This is a genomic window from Ruegeria sp. HKCCD6426 (assembly GCF_057221115.1).
The window spans coordinates 378704-399907 of record NZ_JBWVBF010000004.1; the positions used below are offsets into that span (position 1 = coordinate 378704).

The window sequence follows — 21204 nt, forward strand, 5'->3', positions numbered from 1 at the left end:
TATTTCACAAAACTAAAGTTTACCTTATATAGAGAAAATGAACCTTTCGCAGCTCACCGTTTTTCGTGAGGTGATGGAAACCGGCTCCATCTCTCAGACCGCAAAAAAGTTGAATCGTACGCAACCAGCGATCAGCCTGGCGATTAAGAACCTTGAAAAAAGCTTGGGCCTGACTCTGTTCGAGCGTCGAGGGCGGCGACTGGTACCGGTGCCCGAAGCCCAATACCTGCTTGCCGAAACAACAGGAATATTGGACCGGATTTCAACGATTTCCAATACGATGGACGGTTTGCTCAAAGGTCACTTGGGTAGTTTGAATATCGCCACAATGCCTGGCCCATCTGCCTTTCTGTTCCCCCGCTTTATCAGCGAGTCGGTTGGCGAAAACCCGGATATACGGATTACACTATCGACACGCAGTTCACCGCAGATCATGGAGTTGGCAGGTACTCAGAACATCGACTTTGGATTTGCTGATTTCGAACATGCGACCGGTAGACAGCCTCAATTTTCAGCCGAGATTGTCAGAGGAGATTGTTTTTGCGCCGTGGACCGTGACCACCGACTGGCTGCGGAAAAGAGTGTCACGATTTCTGATCTGGACGGCATTCCGATGGGCGGTTTGTATGCCACTCACCCATTCCAGCGAAAGATCAGGCAGGAATTCCAAAAAGCGTCAGCCAATTACAATCCAACCGTCACATGCCAGTATTTTCTGCCGCTGATCCCGTTTGTCAGTTCTGGACAGTGTTGCACCATCGTTGATCCGTTAACTGTTGCTACCGAAGCGGAGCTGAACCTTTCGAATGGCCGAGTGGTCTTCGTGCCCTTCAAGGAGCCGCTCAGATACGAATATGCGATCCTCGTGCCTGTCCATCGGCCACCTTCACAACTGGCCCTGAAGATAAAGGCAGGGTGGAAGGTCGAAGTTCTGAAGATGTTAAGCGAAATCAATGCAAACCCCGGTGCTGAAGCGATTTCAGACGAAAGCGTTAAGTAGTTTCACCGTGTACCAATTTTGGTCTTCTTTCTGGTCGACGCAATCCCTGATGCCTTTTCGAAGACACACGCAAAATGCGGTCTTTTGCCGTTTTTCCAGCAGGTTTTCGAAACCTCCCAACAGTGCTGCATCGTCCCCAATGTCAAACCATGCTCTTGAGACGGCAATGATTGCTAGCCGGAAGGCGCCGCAAAAACCTGATCGGCTATCCATTCAAATACCTGACGAGGACCGCTGCCCAAATTGGTTTGGTCCCTTGACATGATGTATCCGGCGTTGCTGACAACCACGTCATCCGTAACAGTCACCAGCCTTCCCTTTTGTATCAGGTCATCAATAAGCCCGATCCAGCCCAAGGCAACGCCATCGCCGGCCACAGCAGCTTGAGTGATCATGTCGTAGTTATTGAAACTGATGTAGTTCTTCTTTCTTTCACCCGTAATTCCCAGGCTATCAAACCAACCTTGCCAAGTTTGCCACTCGGCTGCCGCAGGCTTTGAAAGACTAAGAAGCTGAACGTCCAAAAGATCGGCGGAAGACCGCATTGGCGTTATTTTTTCTAATAGCTGTGGACTGCAAACAGCAGCAACAGTCTCTTCCAACAGCAATATGTCGCCTCGGTTCATCCGACTTTTGTGAGCAACGTGAATCTTGATATCACAGTCTTCGTCATCAAAGCTCGGTGGAACGGTGGACGCCAGAATCTGAATTTCAATCTCGTCGCCGATTTCTTCGCGCAGATAAGTCAGACGCGGCAGCAACCAAAAGGTTGAAAATGCGAAATCGGCTGATATCCGGACCCGGGGTTTTGACTTGCGTTCCATCAAACTGCCGACAGCGTAGCCCATCTGCGTCATTGCCGGCCGGACCACGTTCAAAAGCCTGAGACCCTCATTTGTCAGAGAGACGCCGCGATGCTCTCGCTTGAACAGAACAACCCCAAGATCGATCTCCAAGCCCTTGATCCTTTGAGAGACCGAGGATTGTGTCAGACCCAGGGCTTCCCCGGCACTCGTGAAATTTCCGTGGTGAGCGACCAACTCAAACGCATAAAGCGCCACCAGGTTGCGACTGAGGTTGGTATTAACCCTGTTAATGTCATCCATAAACACTCGACTACTGCAAAATGGATCAGATTTGTACCAAAAATTGCGGCAAGGGCCGCGTAAGCAGCCTTGCGAGAGAATTATTGGAGCCGAAGTTGATGAACTACAGTCGCAAAGATATCATTCACCCCGCGGTACATATGCATGCTGATGAAGTGGCAAGTGGCACCCTCAGTCGGCGCGAATTCCTGACCCGCGCCACAGCGCTCGGCATATCTGCTTCGGCCGCCTATTCGATGATTGGTCTGGCGCAACCGGCGCAAGCCGCCGCGAATATCCAGCCCGGAGGGACAATTCGAATCCAGCAAGTCGTGCGCGCCCAGCTTGATCCGCCGCTATATAACTGGCCGCAACTTGGTAACGTGGTGCGGGGATTTCTGGAGTATCTCGTACAATACAACGCTGACGGTACGTTCGAACCGCGACTTCTGGAAAGCTGGGAAGTTAACGATGACGCGACCGAATATCTTTTGCGTGTACGTCCGGGGGTGAACTGGAATGACGGGCGCGGAACGCTTACGGCCAATGATGTCGCGTATAACTTCAAGCGTTGGTGCGACGGCAGTTGGGAAGGCAACTCCATGGCCGCGCGTATGGGGTCCTTGCAAAATGAAGCCGGGGACGGTCCGGCAGAGGGTGCGTTGGAAGTTGTCGATGATCTGACGCTGAAACTGAAACTCACGAGACCAGATATCACCATTATTCCGGCCGTGACCGAATACCCCGCCGCCATCGTTCCCGATGGCTGGTCCGGTGATCCAGCGAACGATCCGGTTGGCACCGGACCTTACAAGCTTGTTGAATACCTGGTTGGCGAAAAGGTCGTGTTAGAAAAAAACACAGACCACGAATGGTGGGGGGAAGGCGCCTATCTGGACCGGATCGAGTTCATTGATTACGGAACCGACGGTGCGGCACATCTGGCGGCAGCAGAGGCCGAAGAAATCGACATGACCTATGAAACAGTCGGTGAATTTGTCGATATCTATGAAAGCATCGGCTGGAACCAAAGCGAGTCCGTCTCGGCGAACACGATGGTTCTGCGCACAAATCGAGACGCCGAGGTCGACGGTGTGAAGCCCTATGCCGACGCACGCGTGCGCCGTGCACTGGCAATGGCCTGCGACAACGAAGTTTTGCTTGAGCTCGGGTACGCCAATCGGGGGACGCTGGGTGAGAACCACCACGTTTGTCCCATTCACCCGGAATATGCCGACATCGGAGCCCCAGAAAAGGATGTCGAGGGCGCACTGGCATTGCTGGAAGAAGTCGGCATGCTCGAATACGAGCACGAGATATTCTCGATTGACGACGACTGGCGCCGCAACACGACCGACGCATTGGCAGCCCAGCTGCGTGATGCGGGGCTGAACGTCAAACGCACGGTTCTGCCAGGGAACACCTTCTGGAACGACTGGAACAAGTACCCCTTCAGCTCAACCGACTGGGGGCACCGACCCTTGGGTGTTCAGGTGCTGACGCTGGCCTATAAATCAGGCGTAGCGTGGAATGAAACCGGTTTGGCCAGCTCTGATTTCGACGCGATGCTGGAAGCAGCGTCCGCCATCGCCGATGCAGAAACCCGACGTGGTCATATGGAAAATATCGAGCAGTTCATGCGGGATGACGGAACAATCATTCAACCGTATTGGCGGTCGCTGTACCGTCATTCCCGTCCCGGTGTCATCGGTGCCGAAAGCCACCCGATAAATGAGATTCATGTGCACAAACTGGCGCTTGAGTCCCAGTAGACCAAGTCAAACTCAGGCTTTGGCCCATATTCCATTAGGTGGGCCAAGCCACAGGGTCAGAAAATTGATCATCGCGAACACCTCATTGGGGCTTGAGGGTCCAGTGTCGCTGTGAATCGGTCTTTCATTCTGCTTGGCCGGTAACAGATCAATATACCTCCGCAGCTTTCTGAGCTTTCTGATGCACCGCTCGGACCAGTCCGGCAAGTCTGAAAACTTGAGAGAGGCCCCTAATGCGCGGAGCCGCTCTGGTAACTTAGGAAGCCTTTTTAAAGCAGCCTGGTCGCCATGCCTCCATCCACGGCCAATGGCGAACCCGTTACAAAGCTTGATCGGTCCGACAATAAGAACATCGCTGCTTGCGCAATCTCTTTCGGTTCTGCCATACGCTTCAGAGGATGCAACCCAGCAATGAACTCGTGCGTTGCCGGATCGTCACCTGCCAATCTGGTTTTGGTACCACCTGGCAGAACAGTACTAATTCGAATGCCCTGCGCCGCGTGATCAGAGGCTAAGGACTGCACCAAGCCGATCAATCCCGCTTTGGACGCAGCATAGGCGCCCATGCCGGGCATGCCGCCATTACTGAACCCGACAAACGTTCCTGTAAATACGATCGACCCGCCGCCACGTTTCTCCAGTGCCGGAAGTTGAGCCTTGGCTGCGAAGAACGCACTTGAGAGGTTGGTCGCAATAACAGATTGCCAGTTTTCTACTTCCATAGCCGGAACTGGCGCCATATCCCCCACAATGCCAGCATTGTTGAAGGCACCATCAAGACCACCAAAAGTCTGTTCGGCCAAATCAACAAGCTCCATCGCATACGCACTATCTGTCACATCGCCAGCGACGCAAACTGCATTTCCGTTGCTTTGCGTGATTTGCCCAACGAGGTTGAACAATTCGGTTTCGCGACGTGCTCCCAGAACCAGATTAGCCCCTTCTGCCGCAAACAACAGCGCTGCTGCTGCGCCAATTCCACTGCTCGCGCCGGTGACGATTATCGTTTTACCTTTAAGTTCCATGGTCATGCCTTTCACTAATTGCATGCCATTCAGCTTGTGAACAAAGTGAGAGTGAAGCGACCCGTTTCCTGCGCTTGCTGAACTCACGCTATTAAAAGCGCAAGAACCGGGTCGGAGGGAAATTTCAATCCCGATCCGAAATTCCTGCTTTGCTGGCTAAACTGTCGCCTTCACCGGGATGAATGTCGGCAGGCAACTCAGTACCTTTCGTCTTCCAGTTCAAACCCTTGCCCCAACAAGTCCTGAGTTGCTCGGTTCACGCCTTCAGTCAGCAGATCGAACAAGTCATCAATCTGCTTCTCATTGATCACCAGTGGCGGCGAAAAAATCGCCATGTTGCCATAAGGACGGACCATGAGGCCCAGTTCCTGGCAACGGGCGTCGATCTGCGCGCCGATTGTAGCGTCGACCTTCGGGTTCGCCTCGCCGGCGCTAGTAAGCGAACATTCGATACAACCCACAAGCCCTATGCCGCGAACGTCCGCTATAAGCGGAATATCCCGCAGCTGATGCAGCCGCTTCTGAAAGTGAGGGATATTTTTTCGCGTATTCTCCAGAATGCCATCCCGTTCGAATATTTCGATGTTCTTGAGGCCAGCCGCAGCGCAAACCGGATGGCCCGAATACGTGTAACCGCTGGTGAAATAGACGTCCTTGGAAATTTCGCCCTCAATGTCATGGAACAACCGATCAGAGAAAACCGCAGCGCCCATTGGCGCATAACCCGAAGTCAAACCCTTGGCGCATGTAATGATGTCGGGCACGATGCCGAACACCTCTTCCGATGCAAACCAATGACCCAGACGTCCAAAGCCGGTGACCACCTCGTCCGAGATATAAAGCACATCATATTTGCGGCAGGTTTCAAGACAGCGCTTATGGTAGCCGTCCGGCGGCACAATTACTCCGCCTGACCCCAGCACAGGCTCGGCTATGAATGCGGCGACATTATCTGGTCCCAATTCCAAAATGGCATTCTCCAGATCCGCTACCTTCTCTTCGAGAAAGGCTTTGATGCTTTGGCCTGAAGGCCTGTGGAAGGGGTTTACGTCGGGCAGAAAATACGGAGTGGATTGATCCGTATCCAACCACTGGCGCTCGCTTGGCTTACCGCTCAACGATGCCGCCAGATACGTGCCGCCGTGGTAGGCATGCGCGCGGGTAATGATCCTTTTTTTGGTAGGCTTTCCCAGCAAGTTGTTGCGAAAATGAACGAAGCGGATTGCAGTATCGACGGCCGTCGAGCCACCGGTTGTGAAATAAACACGGTTTAAGTCACCCGGTGCTCGTTCGGCAATCGAATGCGCAAGGGCTGCACTGACCGAAGTCGCCTCGGAGAACGGTGAACAATAAGCCATCTTACGGGCCTGATCTGCCATGGCGTCGGCAATCTCAGCATTGCCATAGCCAAGTTGCATGCACCACATGCCGCCCGGACCGTCGATCATCTTGTTTCCGTGCTCGTCATAGACATAGATGCCTTCAGCGTATTCGCTAAATGTCCGAGCCGCTTTATCAGCGCCCTGCACTTCCAGCCCTTCCCACGGGTGGAAGTAGTTTTGCTTGTCCCAGATTCTGAAGTTTTCGAAGTCATTGCCAAGTTTAGTCATCTCAAGCCTCTGTCCGGGGGTTGCATTCGCTATGAATGAACGTTCATACATTTATGATATAGTTGAATGAACGTTCATTGTCGATGGGATTTGCTGTAAACACTGGCAACGCGCCCAAGCGGCAGCAGAACGTTTGACGTCGAAAAGGTGCAATGGATGGCAAGCAGCGGGAATGCAGTCAAAAAACGGAAAATCGACAAGGACTTACATCGGGAAGTCCTATTGGAAGCTACGGCCAATGTAATCCTGAAGCATGGCGTAAGCGGCACAACGATCAGCCGCATACAGGAAGAATCCGGACTATCGCGAGGAATGATCAACCTGCATTTCCAAACCAAAGACAACTTGATTCGCGAACTTGCCACTCACCTTTCCCGGCGATACGACACGGCTTGGCAGAGCTTCACTGACAAAGCCGCTGAGGACGTAGATTCCCCTGCGGATGCGGCAGCTCAGTTGAAAGCGCTGTTTGAGACCGATTTTTCGGAAGACGTGCTGAACGAGCGAAATGCAAGACTGACATTTGCATTTCGCGCCGAACCAGAGCTTCGAAAACTCGGCTCCGGTTACGTGGAGACCCGAGGGACCGCCTTACACGAACACGTTCGGGAATGCTGCCGTATTTTATGTGAGGCAGGCGAAACCACCGAGGATTACGAGAAAGTCGCCATGGCACTAATGTCATTGCTGGAGGGTCTCTGGACAGACTTCCATGCCCATCCCGACACGTTTGATCGACAAGCAGCTGTGGAAATTTGCGCCATTACTGCGCGGGCGTTTTTCCCGAGGTATTTTTGATAAATGGCGCCTATCATACCTGACGGCATTGACACCGGATTTTCGACCGGAGGCCAGTCCTACCCCATGGTACTGACCGATTTGTACAGTGAACGGAACTTTTGGAGTCGATCAAACAATGCAGTCTTATCTTCAGGTTCAAATCGATCGTCTGTAGGAGGCCGCACCGCCAGATCGCCAATGCTTAAAGCGCCATCCCGGCATGCCGCAAGTTTTGCCGCCCCCAACGCCGGGCCCGAGTCTGCCCCATCGCTACGAACGATGGCCTTGGATGTCACAGTTGCAATCAGGCGAAGCAACAGGTCCGATCGGCTCCCGCCGCCAATCGCGGCCAGCTCGGATTGCAGGGCAAGGGTGTCGCCAAAACTATCGGCTGCGTCGGCAAAGCAGAATGCGACAGCTTCCACTACGGAGCGACAGATTTCCGCCCGAGTGGTCGAATCCTCAAGGCCAAAGAAACACGCTCGAATGTGCGGGTCACCATGAGGGCTGCGCTCTCCCGTTAGATAGGGGAGGAATATTGGAACACGATCACTGCCGACTGTTTCCGCCAAGGCAACCACCTCGGCGGCGGACATTTCAAATTGCCCACCAATCCACGAAATGGGCCTGGCGCCATTCAGCATCGCTGCCATTTGGTACCACCGGTCAGGCAGCGTGTGCGCAAACGCATGCACGTAGCGATCCGGATTGGGCCGGTAAGTGCGGTCCGCGACAAAAAGCTGACCTGAAGTGCCAAGAGATACGAACCCTCGCCCCGGATCAGTCACGCCAAGAGACACTGCGCCGGTCGCAGCATCCCCACCCCCCGCGACAACCGGCACACCGATCTTCAATCCGGTTTCCTCCGAGGCTTGGGCGGTTACCCTCCCGACGACCTCATGACCAACGAACACCGGCGGCAGCCAGTTCAGGGAAACGCCAGAGGCCTCTGCAATCTCGGCATTCCAATTTCGCGAGGCTTGATCCAACCACAAGGTCCCGGCAGCGTCAGAAGTGTCAGTCGCTGCTTCTCCGTGAAGACGCAGGCCGACGTAATCTTTCGGCAGCAAGATGTGGGCAATGTGTCGATAGCTTTCCGGCTCGTGACGCTTCAGCCACATAACCTTCGGTGCGGTAAAGCCTGGAAGTGGGGGTACGCCTGCTATTTGGCCGATCTCGGGTATCGCGCCACGCAGTTGGTCGCACTCGTGCGCGGCCCGGCTGTCGTTCCAGAGAATTGCCGGTCTGATGGGACGCTGCTCTCGATCGATCAGGACAGCGCCATGCATCTGGCCGGAAAGGCCGATGGCCTTCACGTCCGAAAGATTAGCCCTTTCACCCAGCTGACGCATTGCCACGCAAGTTGCGTGCCACCAAATGTCGGGGTGTTGCTCTGACCAACCCGGTTTGAGTGAGGTTGTTGTTAGTTCAACAGAGGCTGCGGCTTGGATTTTCAACCCGTCCGAGCAGACGACTTTGACCGCCGACGTGCCGATATCAATCCCCACATACATATCAAATCTGTAGTCTTGCGAGATCAAAGCGACAAGGGTCCAGCTATTGATTTTTACCGCGCGCAAAGAATATGTAAAGAAGCGTAAGATCGTGACGACGCTTGCCCGAAGGTTAGAGAGAATGACAAAAATTAAGAATATGGAGGAGTTCGCTGCTGTCAGCGGCATCTCCCGCCCGACGGTCTCCAAGTACTTTCAGGACCCGGATAGTGTTCGCGCCACAACACGCGCTCGCATCGAAGAAGCGCTAGAGCGGTTTGACTACCGACCTAACATTTATGCGGTAAACCAAAACAGGAAGCTGACCAAGAATATCGGGATCGTTGTGCCCTACCTTGCCGATCCGTTCTTTGCCGAAATTGCCAGGTATCTGGAACAAAGCTGTATCGCTGCTGGTTATCGTCCAACTCTGTTCAGTTCACACGGCGAGCCCAAACTGGAAAATGAGATCTTGGAAAGTCTCAGGTCAATGAAGCCCGCTGGCGTGCTGCTGGCCCCCCTGGGGCGACCGTCAGATCGGGCTCAAATCGAAAAATTCTGCGAGAATGTTCCGACTGTTTTGTTCGACAGCAACCTCGAAGGATTAGGGGCCGCCTTTATCGGCTCTGACAACTTCAGCTTTGTTTCGCAGACCGTCGAATACATGACGCGAACCGGCGAGCCACCATCGTTTTTTGAGATGCGCACACCTGCCAACCCAAATGCCAATAAACGCCGCAAAGCCTATATCGAAGTGATGGAACGTCTGGGGTTCGAACCCCATGTCATCAAGGTTGACGGCGAAGGCTGGGCCTTCGAGGAGATCGGCTGTCAAGGCGCAACAAAGGTTCTGGAAGAGGGAATACTGAGAACGGATTCTGTTTTATGCAGCAATGACCGCCTTGCAATCGGCTTCCTGGCTGCGTGTTACAAACAGGGGATTCGGGTCGGACGGAAGGAAGATTGCTCGTTGCGTGTCGCATCCAACGACGATCATCCGTTCTCTAAGTTCACGTGCCCATCTTTGACAACGGCTGCACACGACTATGATAACGTTGCGGGCCGAAGTGTAGAAACTCTCTTTGAACTCATTGAAAGTGGGGGACAAATTAATGAGCGAACAGAAACTCTGTTTCCCGCGCGGCTCGTTTTGAGGGATTCTGCGTGACCTAAAATTTAACGCGCGTAAAGTTTTTATTGACGTCGCGACAATTTTCGCACTACTCTCTCTGTACGACATCCAAGCTCAGGGAGGACAGGGATGTATCTGAAGAACACACTTCGTGCGGCGACTGCACTAACATTCGTCGCAACGGCAGCAGCCCATGCACAATCCATCACCATCGCCACCGTGAACAACGGCGACATGATCCGGATGCAGGGCTATACTGATAAATTTACCGAAGCGACCGGCATCGACGTAGAATGGGTGACGCTCGAAGAAAACGTGCTGCGTCAGCGCGTGACGACCGACATCACCACCAAGGGCGGTCAGTTCGACATCATGACGATCGGCATGTACGAGACCCCAATCTGGGGTGCGAATGGATGGCTGGTCCCTCTCGATGGCCTGTCCGACGAGTATGACGTTGGTGACATCCTGCCCGCTATGGCGGGCGGTCTGAGCCACGAGGGTACGCTTTATGCGGCGCCTTTCTACGGCGAAAGCTCGATGATCATGTACCGCAAGGATCTGATGGAAAAGGCGGGCCTTGAGATGCCTGATGCTCCTTCATGGGAGTTCATCAAAGAAGCGGCAGCCGCCATGACCGATCGCGACGCCGACATCAACGGTATCTGCCTGCGTGGCAAGGCCGGTTGGGGCGAAGGCGGCGCGTTCATTACTGCGATGTCCAACTCCTTTGGCGCGCGTTGGTTCGATGAAGAGTGGAAACCTCAGTTCGACCAACCGGAATGGGCAGACACGCTGAACTTCTACGTCGAAATGATGAATGAATCCGGCCCTGCCGGTTACGCCACCAACGGATTCAATGAAAACCTGTCGCTGTTCCAACAGGGCAAGTGCGGTATGTGGATCGACGCGACGGTTGCGGCATCCTTCGTAACCAATCCAACGGACTCGACTGTGGCAGATCAGGTTGGATTTGCGCTGGCGCCGGATACAGGTCTGGGCAAGCGGTCCAACTGGCTCTGGGCCTGGGCGCTGGCTGTGCCGGCGGGTACTCAGCAGGAAGATGCTGCCAAGCAGTTCATCGAATGGGCTACATCCAAAGACTACATCGAATTGGTCGCCGAAACCGAAGGATGGGCTAACGTCCCTCCGGGCGCGCGCACCTCGCTTTATGAGAACCCTGAGTATCAGAAGGTTCCGTTCGCTAAGATGACACTGGACTCGATCCTGTCGGCAGACCCGAACAACCCGACGGTCAAACCGGTACCATATGTCGGCATCCAGTTCGCTGCTATCCCGGAATTTGCGGGCATTGCCACGCAGGTTAGCCAAGAGTTTTCGGCAGTCTATGCCGGACAACAATCAGTTGAAGAAGCGCTGGAAAAAGCGCAGGCCTTCACTACTGAAGAAATGGAAGCCGCAGGCTACTGAGGCACACTCCCCGGCGGGTGGGCAGGGTTCTGTCCCCCGCTCCCTACTTCCACAACTCGCGTTTTTCTCGCAGGCTGGTATGCGCCTGAACAGAGAGGTCTTGCGTCATGGCAACTCAACAATCCCGATCCGTAGCACGCCTGATGATGGCACCCGCTGTGGTCCTTCTACTTGGCTGGATGCTCGTACCGCTCACGATGACGCTGTACTTCTCCTTCAAGAAATACCTGCCTCTGCGTGGCGGTGATCTGGGCTGGGTCGGGTTCGACAACTACGTCCGGTTCGTATCGTCCAGCTCGTTCTGGCCCGCGGTTCAGGCAACTCTTGTGATCGTTGGCGGAGTGCTGGTGATCACTGTTATTCTCGGCATCCTGCTGGCGATGCTGCTGGATCAGCCAATGTGGGGACAGGGCGTTGTTCGCATCCTCGTGATCGCCCCGTTCTTTGTCATGCCGACAGTCTCTGCTCTGGTCTGGAAGAACATGTTCATGGACCCTGTGAACGGGCTTCTGGCTCATCTGTGGCGGTTCTTCGGAGCAGAGCCGATTTCATGGCTGTCCGAGGCCTCGATGACCTCAATTGTCATGATCGTCTCGTGGCAGTGGCTGCCTTTTGCGACGCTGATCCTGCTGACAGCGTTTCAGTCGCTGGATAGCGAGCAGCTGGAAGCGGCCGAGATGGACGGCGCGCCGCCGTTGAAACGGTTCTACTATATTATTCTGCCACATCTGGGTCGCGCGATCACAATCGTGATCCTTATCCAAACAATCTTTCTGCTGTCGATCTTCGCCGAGATTTTTGTGACCACTGGCGGCGCATTCGGCACCCGCACACTCACCTACCTGATCTTCCAGCGTGTCTTGGAAAGCCAGAACGTCGGCCTTGGATCAGCCGGAGGTGTCTACGCAATCATCCTTGCCAACATCGTTGCGATCTTCCTGATGCGCATCGTCGGCAAAAACCTGGACGCGTGAGGAGACGAAAACCATGGCCCGCACCGTCACGACACAACGCAAATCGCTCAACACCGCCCTCGCCTGGGCAGTCGGCCTGCTGATCTTCTTTCCGATCCTCTGGACCATCCTGACCAGCTTCAAGACCGAGGCGCAGGCGATAGCAAGCCCGCCGCTGTTCCTTAACTTCGATTGGACGCTGGAAAACTACGCCATTGTACAGGAACGCTCGGATTATATGCGGTTCCTTTGGAATTCGGTCATCATCGCGGGCGGGTCGACTATCCTGGGCGTGATCATTGCAGTACCAGCAGCATGGGCGATGGCCTTCGTGCCTTCAAAACGCACCAAAGACATCCTGCTGTGGATGCTGTCCACTAAGATGCTGCCTGCGGTCGGCGTACTTTATCCGATCTACCTGCTGTTCATCCGTTTGGGTCTGCTGGACACTCGTGGCGGGCTGGTCGTGGTGCTGATGCTGATTAACCTGCCGATCATCGTCTGGATGCTCTACACCTACTTCCGCGAAATTCCTGGTGAAATCCTGGAAGCCGCGCGAATGGACGGGGCAACGCTAAAAGAGGAAATCCTCTATATTCTGACGCCCATGGCTGTGCCCGGCATCGCCTCGACCGTTCTACTGAACTTTATCCTGGCCTGGAACGAGGCGTTCTGGACCCTCAATCTAACCGCCGTCGACGCGGCCCCGCTGACTGCCTTCATCGCCAGCTATTCCAGCCCTGAAGGCCTGTTCTTTGCCAAGCTCAGCGCGGCCTCGACTATGGCGATCGCACCTATCCTGATCCTTGGCTGGTTCAGCCAGAAACAACTTGTCCGCGGCCTCACCTTCGGCGCTGTGAAATAAGGAGCACTCCTCATGGGACGCATTCAACTCAAGTCCGTGACCAAAAGCTTCGGCGACGTACAGGTCATCCCCCCGCTGGACCTGACTATAGAAGATGGCGAGTTCACCGTCTTCGTCGGTCCCTCGGGTTGCGGTAAATCCACGCTGCTGCGGTTGATCGCGGGGTTGGAGGATATCACCTCCGGTTCCATCGAGATCGACGGGGCAGATGCAACAGACGTGCCACCCGCGAAAAGAGGATTGGCGATGGTGTTTCAGTCATATGCTTTGTACCCGCATATGACGGTGCGCAAAAACATCGCATTCCCGCTGCGCATGGCCAAGCTGGATCAAGCCGAAATTGACCGGCGTGTGGAAGGGGCCGCGCAGGTTCTGAACCTGGCCGATTATCTTGATCGCCGCCCCGGACAACTGTCTGGCGGTCAGCGGCAACGTGTTGCCATCGGGCGCGCGATTGTCCGCGAACCGGCGGCGTTCTTGTTCGACGAACCTCTGTCCAACCTCGACGCTGCCCTACGCGTCGGCATGCGGCTCGAGATCAGCGAACTGCACGAACGCCTAGAGACAACAATGATCTATGTGACCCACGATCAGGTTGAAGCCATGACCATGGCCGACAAGATTGTCGTGCTTCAGGCTGGAGTCATTGAACAGGTTGGAAGCCCGCTGGAACTGTACCGTACGCCGCGAAACCTGTTCGTAGCCGGGTTTATCGGTTCGCCGAAGATGAACTTCATCGAAGGTGAAGAGGCCGCAAAACATAACGCACATACGATAGGTGTTCGACCTGAACACATCGCTGTATCCGAAAGCGAAGGCACATGGTCCGGTGTCGTAGGGGTTTCCGAACATCTCGGATCGGACACTTTCTTCCACATCCATGAAACAGGCCTGGCCGAAACCATAACGGTACGTGCGGACGGAGAGGTTGGTTTTCGGCACGGGGACCGCATCCACTTAACGCCGCGTACAGATGTGATCCACCGATTTGACGCCCAAGGGATGCGGATCGAATGAAACGACTTGCCGGTAAAACTGCGCTCATCACGGGCGCAGCGCGGGGAATCGGACTGGCCTTCGCCAAAGCTTATGTCGCAGAGGGCGCTCGGGTAGCCCTTGCGGATATCGACATCGTGCAAGCGCAGGATGCGGCTGTTGAAATCGGCGAGGCCGCGCTGGCCGTCGAGATGAACGTCACTGAACAACCAAGCATCAAGGACGCCATCGCACGCACGGAAGCACATTTTGGACCAATAGACATCCTGATAAACAACGCCGCCGTCTTCTCGGCCGCACCGATCACCGAAATCGAACGCGCCGACTATAACCGGGTTTTTGAGGTTAACGTCGCAGGCACGCTGTTCACCCTGCAAGCCGTAGCGCAGCACATGATCAAGCACGGCGTCCGGGGCCGGATCATCAATATGGCCTCGCAGGCCGGACGACGCGGCGAACCATTGGTTGCCATCTATTGCGCCAGCAAGGCGGCAGTCATCTCGCTAACGCAGTCGGCCGGCCTGAACCTGATTTCACACGGGATCAATGTGAATGCCATCGCCCCGGGCGTTGTAGATGGCGAACATTGGGACGGTGTTGATGCCTTCTTTGCAAAACATGAAGGCAAAGTACCGGGCCAGAAAAAGCGCGAAGTCGCAGCAGCGGTGCCCTATGGGCGCATGGGCTGTGCCAAAGACCTTACGGGCATGGCAGTTTTCCTCGCATCTGAGGAGGCCAATTACATCGTTGCACAAACGTATAACGTGGATGGCGGAAATTGGATGAGCTGATGGTACCTCTGGCGAACGCTAATTCACCGATAAATCTGAAACTCAACCACCTGGCAGATCTTCCTGCCGATATCAAAGTTCCCAAGTACCGACGCCAGGATCTGAAGCCAGGGATCGTTCACATCGGTCTCGGCAATTTCCACCGGGCTCATCAAGCCTGGTACATTCACCGGCTCATGCAGCAGGGTATGGCATACGACTGGGCGATCATCGGAGCAGGTGTGCGCCCCTACGACGCCGAGATGCGGGAAAGGCTGATCGAGCAAGACTGTCTTACGACACTGACCGAGCTTGCCCCTTCGGGCACATCTGCCGAAATCATCGGCCCAATGGTTGACTATCTTCCAATCGAGTGCGGTAACGCGCCGTTGATCCGGCAGATGTCCAACCCGGCCATCCGTATCGTGTCGCTTACCGTAACGGAGGGCGGTTATTACCAAAACACTAATACGGGTGACTTCGATATCGAGCACGAAGATATCCGCCACGACGCTCAAAATCCCGAATACCCCAAAACTGTATTTGGGGCCATCGTGGCCGCCCTCAGGCACCGGCGGTCTTCCGGGCAGCATCCGTTTACAGCATTGAGCTGCGATAACCTGCAAGGTAACGGTGCTATTTTGCGCGACTGTGTCGTTGGGTTGGCGCGTTTGTCCGATCCTGACCTGGCCGAATGGATTGACCGAAACGGGGCCTTTCCGAACTCGATGGTGGATTGCATAGTTCCGGCAACCACCGATCAGGTCATATCCCAAAGCCGAGATTTAGGTATCGCCGATCTGGCACCTGTGTCTCATGAGAATTTCCGCCAGTGGGTTATCGAGGACAATTTTTGCGCCGGACGACCGCCGCTGGAGAACGTCGGCGTCACTATTACGAACAATGTTCATGCTTATGAGGCAATGAAACTGCGAATTCTGAACGGTGGCCATCAGCTTCTGGCAAATGTCGGCGAAGTTTTAAGTGTCCCCACGATCTCGGCATGTATGCAAGACTCTAAAATCTTGGAGTTTTTCCGAAAAACCCAAATCAATGAAATCACACCCCTCGTCGATGCGGTGCCGGAAACGAACCCTTCTGAATATCTGGGCTTGGTCGAACGTCGATTTGCAAATCCTGCAATTCGCGACACAACGCGCCGTGTTGCCTTTGATGGCTCCGCCCGCCATCCCGGCTTCCTACTGCCTTCGCTCCGCGACGCGCTGCGAACAGGTTCGTCTGTAACAGGGCTAGCCTTGGCTGAGGCGTTCTGGGCCCGGATGTGCGCTGGCATCCGGGAAGATGGAACCGAGATCGCCCCAAACGATCCAATGTGGAGCAACTTGAGGCATGCCGCATTTGCCGCCAGAGAAAATCCACTGGAGTGGATAAGTAAAACCAAGCTTTACGGCGACATAGGGCATGAATCGCTCTTCCTTCAGGAGTTTTCGTCTTGGTTGCCTCAGATTTGGCAGAAGGGCAGCCGGGCAGCAATCGAAAGCTATCTGACGCAATCTCCTTGAGCAAACCGATTGCCCCCTACTCCAAAAGCTGTAGTGCGATGCATAGAGCAATACGATTCAGCTCGATGACGGCAGGTGTCACAATTCACGGCACAGCAGTTTAATCGACCTTCCAGGCAGAATAACCCTCTTTGAAGGCTGCTTCGTCAAAAGAGAAGCATAGCCTATCGTGCTATCTCAGAATGTACGAACGGCGAGTGCGAAACTTGAATTTCCTGACCCACTGGGCGACCAAGAGACCGCCCGCAAAGTCAAACGGATCAGACAAACCTGTTCACGTAGTTCTCCAACACTTCCTGACGCCCTGATCTCGGATCTGGATTAATGTCCTTTGCAAGAACGCGGGAAGAAATCTCTTCCAGGCTGGATTCCAACATGGCGTGCGCCTCGGGAGAGGCCCAACCAGCGTATCGGTTTGCCAATTCGGAGGCCAAGCCTCCGTCCTCGATCATTGCAGCCGCAGCTTTCAAGCCTCTGGCACACACGTCCATACCGCCGACATGCGCGGCGACGAGATCTTCAGCATCAATCGATTGCCGGCGTATTTTTGCGTCAAAATTTGTGCCCCCGGTCGAAAACCCGCCTGCCTTCAAAATGTAGTAATAGGCTAACGCGACCTCTGGCGTGTTGTTTGGGAACTGGTCCGTATCCCAGCCCGATTGGTAGTCATTCCGGTTCATATCGATTGAACCCAGCATTCCCTCAGCTGCCGCAACGGCGATTTCGTGTTCGAAACTGTGGCCAGCCAGAATTGCATGACCCTGCTCGAGGTTCAGTTTCACTTCGTTTTCAAGCCCGTACTTTCTTAGGAATCCAACACAAGTCGCAGCATCATAGTCATACTGATGCTTGGAAGGTTCCTGCGGTTTGGGTTCCACAAGTATGGCACCCTTGAAACCAATCTTGTGTTTGTACTCCACGACCATATTCAAGAACCTACCCATGTGATCGAGCTCTGCGTTCAGGTCCGTGTTAAGCAGGGTTTCATACCCTTCGCGTCCGCCCCAGAGAACGTAGTTTTCACCACCCAGCTTATGGGTCGCGTCTATACATGATTTCACGGTGGCCGCCGCAAATGCAAAAACGTCAGGATCCGGGTTTGTGCTGGCGCCGGCCATCCAGCGACGATGGCTGAACATATTGGCCGTTCCCCAGAGGAGCTTGGTTCCAGCGGCCTGCATCTTTTCACCGATATAATCGGTGATTTCTTCCAGCGTTCTCAGATTGCCCGCAAAATTCCCTTGCTCGGGCCGGATGTCTACATCGTGCCAGCAAAAATACGGCTGACCGAGAATTTCATACATCTCAAAAGCAATATCCGCTTTCATCCGGGCCCGTCCCATGTCGTCCTGCGGATGCCACGGGCGTTCAAATGTCGGCCCGCCGAAGGGATCCCCACCCTCCCATGCAAAGGAATGCCACCAGGCAACAGCAAATCGCAGGTGATCTTCCATACGTTTGCCCATGACAACTTCGTCCGGGTTGTATTGGCGGAAGGCGAGTGGGTTTTTGCTGTCCTCCCCTTCATATCGGATCTTTTCGATCCCTTCGAAGAATCCACTGGTCATACCTGCCCCCTACTCTGTTTTTTGTCCTGGCTGTTTGCCCAGGATAATCATCGACAACAGGTCGTCGTCAGTTACATCAGCGATATCAACCGTTCCGACCAGTTTTCCGTTCTTCATTACTGACGCGCGATCACATAACTCCATCACGGCATGAACGTCGTGGTCGATCAGGAAAATCCCGATGCCCTGCGCCTTCAGTTGATGAATCAGATCTGCCACCATCTGCGTCTCATGCGGACCCAGCGCTGCCGTAGGTTCGTCCATAATCAGGATGCGTGCATTGAAATAGACCGCACGCGCTATCGCCACCGACTGCCTTTGGCCACCAGATAGCGCCGATACTGGGTCGTTGAATTTCTGAAAATTCGGGTTGAGCTGCGCCATTATCTTGCGGCACTCGGCCTCCATTGCCGCATCATTCACCAGGCCCATTGGCGTGGTCATTTCCCGCCCGAGGAATAGGTTGGACGTCGCATCCAGATTGTCGGCCAGGGCGAGCGTCTGGTAGATCGTCTCGATATTGTTAGCCCGCGCATCGCGTGGGTTATCAATCTCAACCGGTTTCCCATCGATCAGGATTTCTCCGTGATCCTTCTGATAGGCTCCGGACAGAACCTTGATCAAGGTGGACTTCCCTGCCCCGTTATGCCCCAACAAACCGACGACCTCACCGGGGTAAAGGTCGACTGAAACGTGGTCCACGGCCTTTATCCCGCCGAAAGATATCGAGATTTCGCGCATCTCAACCAACGGCGGCATACCCGAGCCTCTGCCGGATTTCGATGGGGATTTTTGCGTCACTTGGTTTTGCATCATTTTGTCCCCAATCGCTTGCGATAGACGATATCGATATAGACGGCGAGAACCAGAACGCTGCCAACGACGATGTTCTGAAACGGCGCATCTACCCCAACCATCGCCATTCCCGACTGAAGCGCCTGCATGATCAGTGCACCGAGTATGGCTCCGTAAATTGTCCCGATCCCGCCGGACAATGCAGTCCCTCCGATGACTGCTGCCGCGATCACTCTCAGCTCGTCCAGTGTCCCTATATCGTTGGAGTGGTTGGCCAAACGTGCAGAAGCGACAACAGCGGAGACGGCACATAGGAAGCCCATTAGCGCGAAGATTTTAACTGTTAGCAAACGTGTGTTGATGCCAGACAGTTCAGCCGCATCTGGATTGCCGCCCGTAGCAAAGATGTAACGGCCAAACCGGGTTTTCCGCGCTACAATTGTCAATGTGACTGCAACGATAATCAGAATAAGAACTGATATCGGGATACCATAGCCAACAACCAGCCCCTCTGGCATCGTTTCCCCCCGAGCTTCGAACATGCGTTGAAGCCTGCGGGTCGGAATGGCGTAACTGTTTACGATATATACGTATCCCAGGATCGCAATCGCGATTATGCTGGCCAAGGTGGTCTCGGCCCAGACAGGCTTTACCGGGAATCCATGCGCCGCTTTTGCTCTCCTGCCGCTCAACAAGATCCAGATTGCAATCCCGGCTGCAAACAAACCAAACAGCCAGCTTGTCGTTGTGCCAAGTGTTCCGTTGGTTCCTCCGAATTTGAGGAAGTTGCCGTCCAACGGGCCAATTGTCTGACCGCTGGTCAAATACCAGGCTACATTTCGCCAAACCAGAAACCCGCCGAGCGTGACGATGAATGCAGGGATCGTCAGATAGCCAACCATCCAGCCATGGAATGCACCAATCAGAGTACCGACCAGAAGCCCGACTACAACCGTGATCGCCCATGTCGCAGGGTTGTCCAAACCCATACCTAACACGTGTGGCAACAATTCGGTCTGTGTCACTGCCATTACTGCTGATGTTGTCGCCAACAGAGCGCCAACTGAGAGATCAATGTGACGTGTAACAATTATGAAAACCATGCCACAGGCCATGATCGCCACCGACACTGTCTGGATCGACAGGTTGAACAAGTTCCGGGGCGTTAAGAACCGTCCATCGGTAAAGATGTTGAACCCGATGCAGAGGATGACAAATGCGCCGATCATTCCCAATAGCCGCATATCAAGTTCCAACTGTTGGAACAGGCCCGGCTTTGTTTTCTGAGGTACCGGCTGAGTCGAAGTTTCGGTCATTTCCGATCTTTCATATTCAGCAATGGTCTCTGGCTCAACGAAGCGGGCCAGAGACTTTGAAGTTTAATTGCAGGGAGCAGGACCGTTTTCGACACCCTGGCACAGATCCTCCAACGGGATCCAACCGGCGTCTACAACAACAGACAGGTTGTCTTTGGTGATCGGAACTGGAGCCAGGAAAACCGAATTCATCTCGGTGCCGCCTGGTGAGGTCCAGCTGGCTGCGCCTTCGACATCTGTCGGGCTTGTGCCTCCGCTCAGTGCGACTGCGATTTCTCCGGCTGCTTTTCCAAGTTCACGGGCATCCTTCCAAACCGAAACAGTCTGAGTGCCCAGCGCGACCCGATTTAACGCGGCGTGGTCGCCATCCTGGCCGGAAACCGGGATACCTTCCATCCCCTGCGCCGTCAGAGCCGCGACGACACCACCCGCAGTTCCATCGTTTGACGCAACAACCGCATCCACGTTGTTTTCATTGGCGGTCAAAATCTGCTCCATATTTCGCTGCGCGTTGGCTGGTAGCCAGCCGTCTGTGTACGCCTCACCAACGATTACGATGTCACCACTGTCGACCGCAGCACCTATGATTTCTTGCTGACCTCCACGCAGGAAATCGGCGTTCGGGTCCGTGGGCGAACCCTTAATCATCACGTAGTTGCCTTTCGGCATCGCTTCGAAAACTGCACGCGCTTGCATCCGACCGACCTCGACATTGTCAAAAGTCAGATAGAATGCGCGATCATCTTCGATGAGACGATCATAGGCGATGACCGGAATACCTTCGTCGGCTGCTGCCTGAACGGCTGGCCCGATGGCTTGTGCGTCTTGTGCAAGAATTATCAAGGCGTCCACACCTTGCGCGATCAGGCTTTCAATGTCTGAAAGCTGCTTTGCGGATGACGATTGCGCGTCCGCCGAAATGTATTCGGCACCACCTGCTTCAAGCGCCGACTTGATTGCCGCTTCGTCTGTTTTCCAGCGTTCTTCTTGAAAGTTGGACCAGCTCACACCGACGACCGGCTCTGCGAATGCAGTTGAAGCCAGCAAGGTGACCGCAGCTGAGAAGCTGAGAATTCGTTTCATGGTTTCC

Annotated in this window: 18 protein-coding genes and 1 pseudogene; 10 read left to right on the forward strand and 9 right to left on the reverse strand. The window is 54.5% G+C overall.

Annotated elements, in window-relative coordinates; genetic code table 11:
* The first annotated feature begins 37 nt into the window (after positions 1-37).
* Positions 38-1000 carry a LysR family transcriptional regulator gene (locus AC2TDA_RS14615; RefSeq protein ID WP_480877117.1) on the forward strand — a complete coding sequence of 321 codons (963 nt, stop codon included), beginning with the start codon at positions 38-40 and terminating at the stop codon, positions 998-1000.
* A 173-nt stretch (positions 1001-1173) separates the two neighbouring features.
* On the opposite strand, the gene AC2TDA_RS14620 is transcribed toward AC2TDA_RS14615, so the two are convergent.
* Both AC2TDA_RS14620 and AC2TDA_RS14625 read right to left on the reverse strand, forming a co-directional pair.
* Entirely contained in the window at positions 1174-1848 is a 675-nt protein-coding gene (locus AC2TDA_RS14620) for a LysR substrate-binding domain-containing protein (protein ID WP_480878086.1), read from the reverse strand.
* 51 nt (positions 1849-1899) lie between these two features.
* Positions 1900-2106 (reverse strand): annotated as a pseudogene (locus tag AC2TDA_RS14625) (helix-turn-helix domain-containing protein); the annotation flags it as partial.
* 98 nt (positions 2107-2204) lie between these two features.
* Here AC2TDA_RS14625 and AC2TDA_RS14630 point away from each other — a divergent pair.
* Positions 2205-3857 carry an ABC transporter substrate-binding protein gene (locus AC2TDA_RS14630; protein ID WP_480877119.1) on the forward strand — a complete coding sequence of 551 codons (1653 nt, stop codon included), beginning with the start codon at positions 2205-2207 and terminating at the stop codon, positions 3855-3857.
* 269 nt (positions 3858-4126) lie between these two features.
* On the opposite strand, the gene AC2TDA_RS14635 is transcribed toward AC2TDA_RS14630, so the two are convergent.
* Together AC2TDA_RS14635 and AC2TDA_RS14640 are read right to left on the reverse strand one after the other, a co-directional pair.
* Positions 4127-4882, reverse strand: a complete 756-nt coding sequence (locus AC2TDA_RS14635; RefSeq protein WP_480849325.1) for an SDR family oxidoreductase — start codon at positions 4880-4882, stop codon at positions 4127-4129.
* Positions 4883-5079: 197 nt separating this feature from the next.
* Positions 5080-6492, reverse strand: a complete 1413-nt coding sequence (locus AC2TDA_RS14640; protein ID WP_480877122.1) for an aminotransferase — start codon at positions 6490-6492, stop codon at positions 5080-5082.
* A 156-nt stretch (positions 6493-6648) separates the two neighbouring features.
* Between AC2TDA_RS14640 and AC2TDA_RS14645 the strand changes: the two genes are divergently transcribed.
* A complete protein-coding gene (locus AC2TDA_RS14645; RefSeq protein ID WP_480849215.1) occupies positions 6649-7290 on the forward strand; it encodes a TetR/AcrR family transcriptional regulator in 642 nt (213 codons plus the stop codon).
* Positions 7291-7349: 59 nt separating this feature from the next.
* Here the strand turns inward: AC2TDA_RS14645 and xylB are convergent, their stop codons facing one another.
* Positions 7350-8780, reverse strand: a complete 1431-nt coding sequence (xylB, locus tag AC2TDA_RS14650) for a xylulokinase (RefSeq protein ID WP_480877124.1) — start codon at positions 8778-8780, stop codon at positions 7350-7352.
* 127 nt (positions 8781-8907) lie between these two features.
* Between xylB and AC2TDA_RS14655 the strand changes: the two genes are divergently transcribed.
* The 7 genes from AC2TDA_RS14655 (at position 8908) to AC2TDA_RS14685 (ending at position 16435) form a co-directional block, all read left to right on the forward strand.
* Positions 8908-9933, forward strand: coding sequence for a LacI family DNA-binding transcriptional regulator (locus tag AC2TDA_RS14655; RefSeq protein ID WP_480878088.1), 1026 nt, complete (start codon positions 8908-8910; stop codon positions 9931-9933).
* Positions 9934-10026: 93 nt separating this feature from the next.
* Positions 10027-11328, forward strand: a complete 1302-nt coding sequence (locus AC2TDA_RS14660) for an ABC transporter substrate-binding protein (RefSeq protein ID WP_480877126.1) — start codon at positions 10027-10029, stop codon at positions 11326-11328.
* Positions 11329-11435: 107 nt separating this feature from the next.
* On the forward strand, positions 11436-12302 hold the full coding sequence (locus tag AC2TDA_RS14665) for a carbohydrate ABC transporter permease (protein ID WP_480849222.1): 867 nt from the start codon (positions 11436-11438) through the stop codon (positions 12300-12302).
* Positions 12303-12315: 13 nt separating this feature from the next.
* Positions 12316-13146: a carbohydrate ABC transporter permease gene (locus AC2TDA_RS14670; protein ID WP_480849224.1), complete on the forward strand. Its 831-nt coding sequence runs from the start codon at positions 12316-12318 to the stop codon at positions 13144-13146.
* Between the two features lie 12 nt (positions 13147-13158).
* Positions 13159-14163 (forward strand): ABC transporter ATP-binding protein, encoded by a 1005-nt coding sequence (locus tag AC2TDA_RS14675; RefSeq protein WP_480849226.1) that lies wholly within the window; start codon positions 13159-13161, stop codon positions 14161-14163.
* Positions 14160-14933 carry an L-iditol 2-dehydrogenase gene (locus AC2TDA_RS14680; RefSeq protein ID WP_480877128.1) on the forward strand — a complete coding sequence of 258 codons (774 nt, stop codon included), beginning with the start codon at positions 14160-14162 and terminating at the stop codon, positions 14931-14933. The genes AC2TDA_RS14675 and AC2TDA_RS14680 overlap by 4 nt, the downstream gene beginning before the upstream one ends.
* Positions 14933-16435: a mannitol dehydrogenase family protein gene (locus AC2TDA_RS14685; protein ID WP_480877131.1), complete on the forward strand. Its 1503-nt coding sequence runs from the start codon at positions 14933-14935 to the stop codon at positions 16433-16435. Before AC2TDA_RS14680 ends, AC2TDA_RS14685 begins: the two co-directional genes overlap by 1 nt.
* A gap of 260 nt (positions 16436-16695) precedes the next feature.
* Here AC2TDA_RS14685 and xylA read toward each other — a convergent pair whose 3' ends face one another.
* The 4 genes from xylA to xylF all read right to left on the reverse strand — a co-directional run bounded on the left by xylA (position 16696) and on the right by xylF (position 21197).
* Positions 16696-18003, reverse strand: a complete 1308-nt coding sequence (xylA, locus tag AC2TDA_RS14690; protein ID WP_480877133.1) for a xylose isomerase — start codon at positions 18001-18003, stop codon at positions 16696-16698.
* 9 nt (positions 18004-18012) lie between these two features.
* Complete coding sequence (locus AC2TDA_RS14695) at positions 18013-18816, reverse strand: ATP-binding cassette domain-containing protein (protein WP_480878090.1); 804 nt, start codon at positions 18814-18816, stop codon at positions 18013-18015.
* Positions 18816-20114 carry a sugar ABC transporter permease gene (locus AC2TDA_RS14700; protein WP_480849233.1) on the reverse strand — a complete coding sequence of 433 codons (1299 nt, stop codon included), beginning with the start codon at positions 20112-20114 and terminating at the stop codon, positions 18816-18818. Before AC2TDA_RS14700 ends, AC2TDA_RS14695 begins: the two co-directional genes overlap by 1 nt.
* A gap of 63 nt (positions 20115-20177) precedes the next feature.
* The gene (gene xylF / locus AC2TDA_RS14705) at positions 20178-21197 is read right to left on the reverse strand and encodes a D-xylose ABC transporter substrate-binding protein (RefSeq protein ID WP_480849234.1); all 1020 of its coding nucleotides are present in this window, start codon (positions 21195-21197) and stop codon (positions 20178-20180) included.
* Positions 21198-21204: the final 7 nt, after the last annotated feature.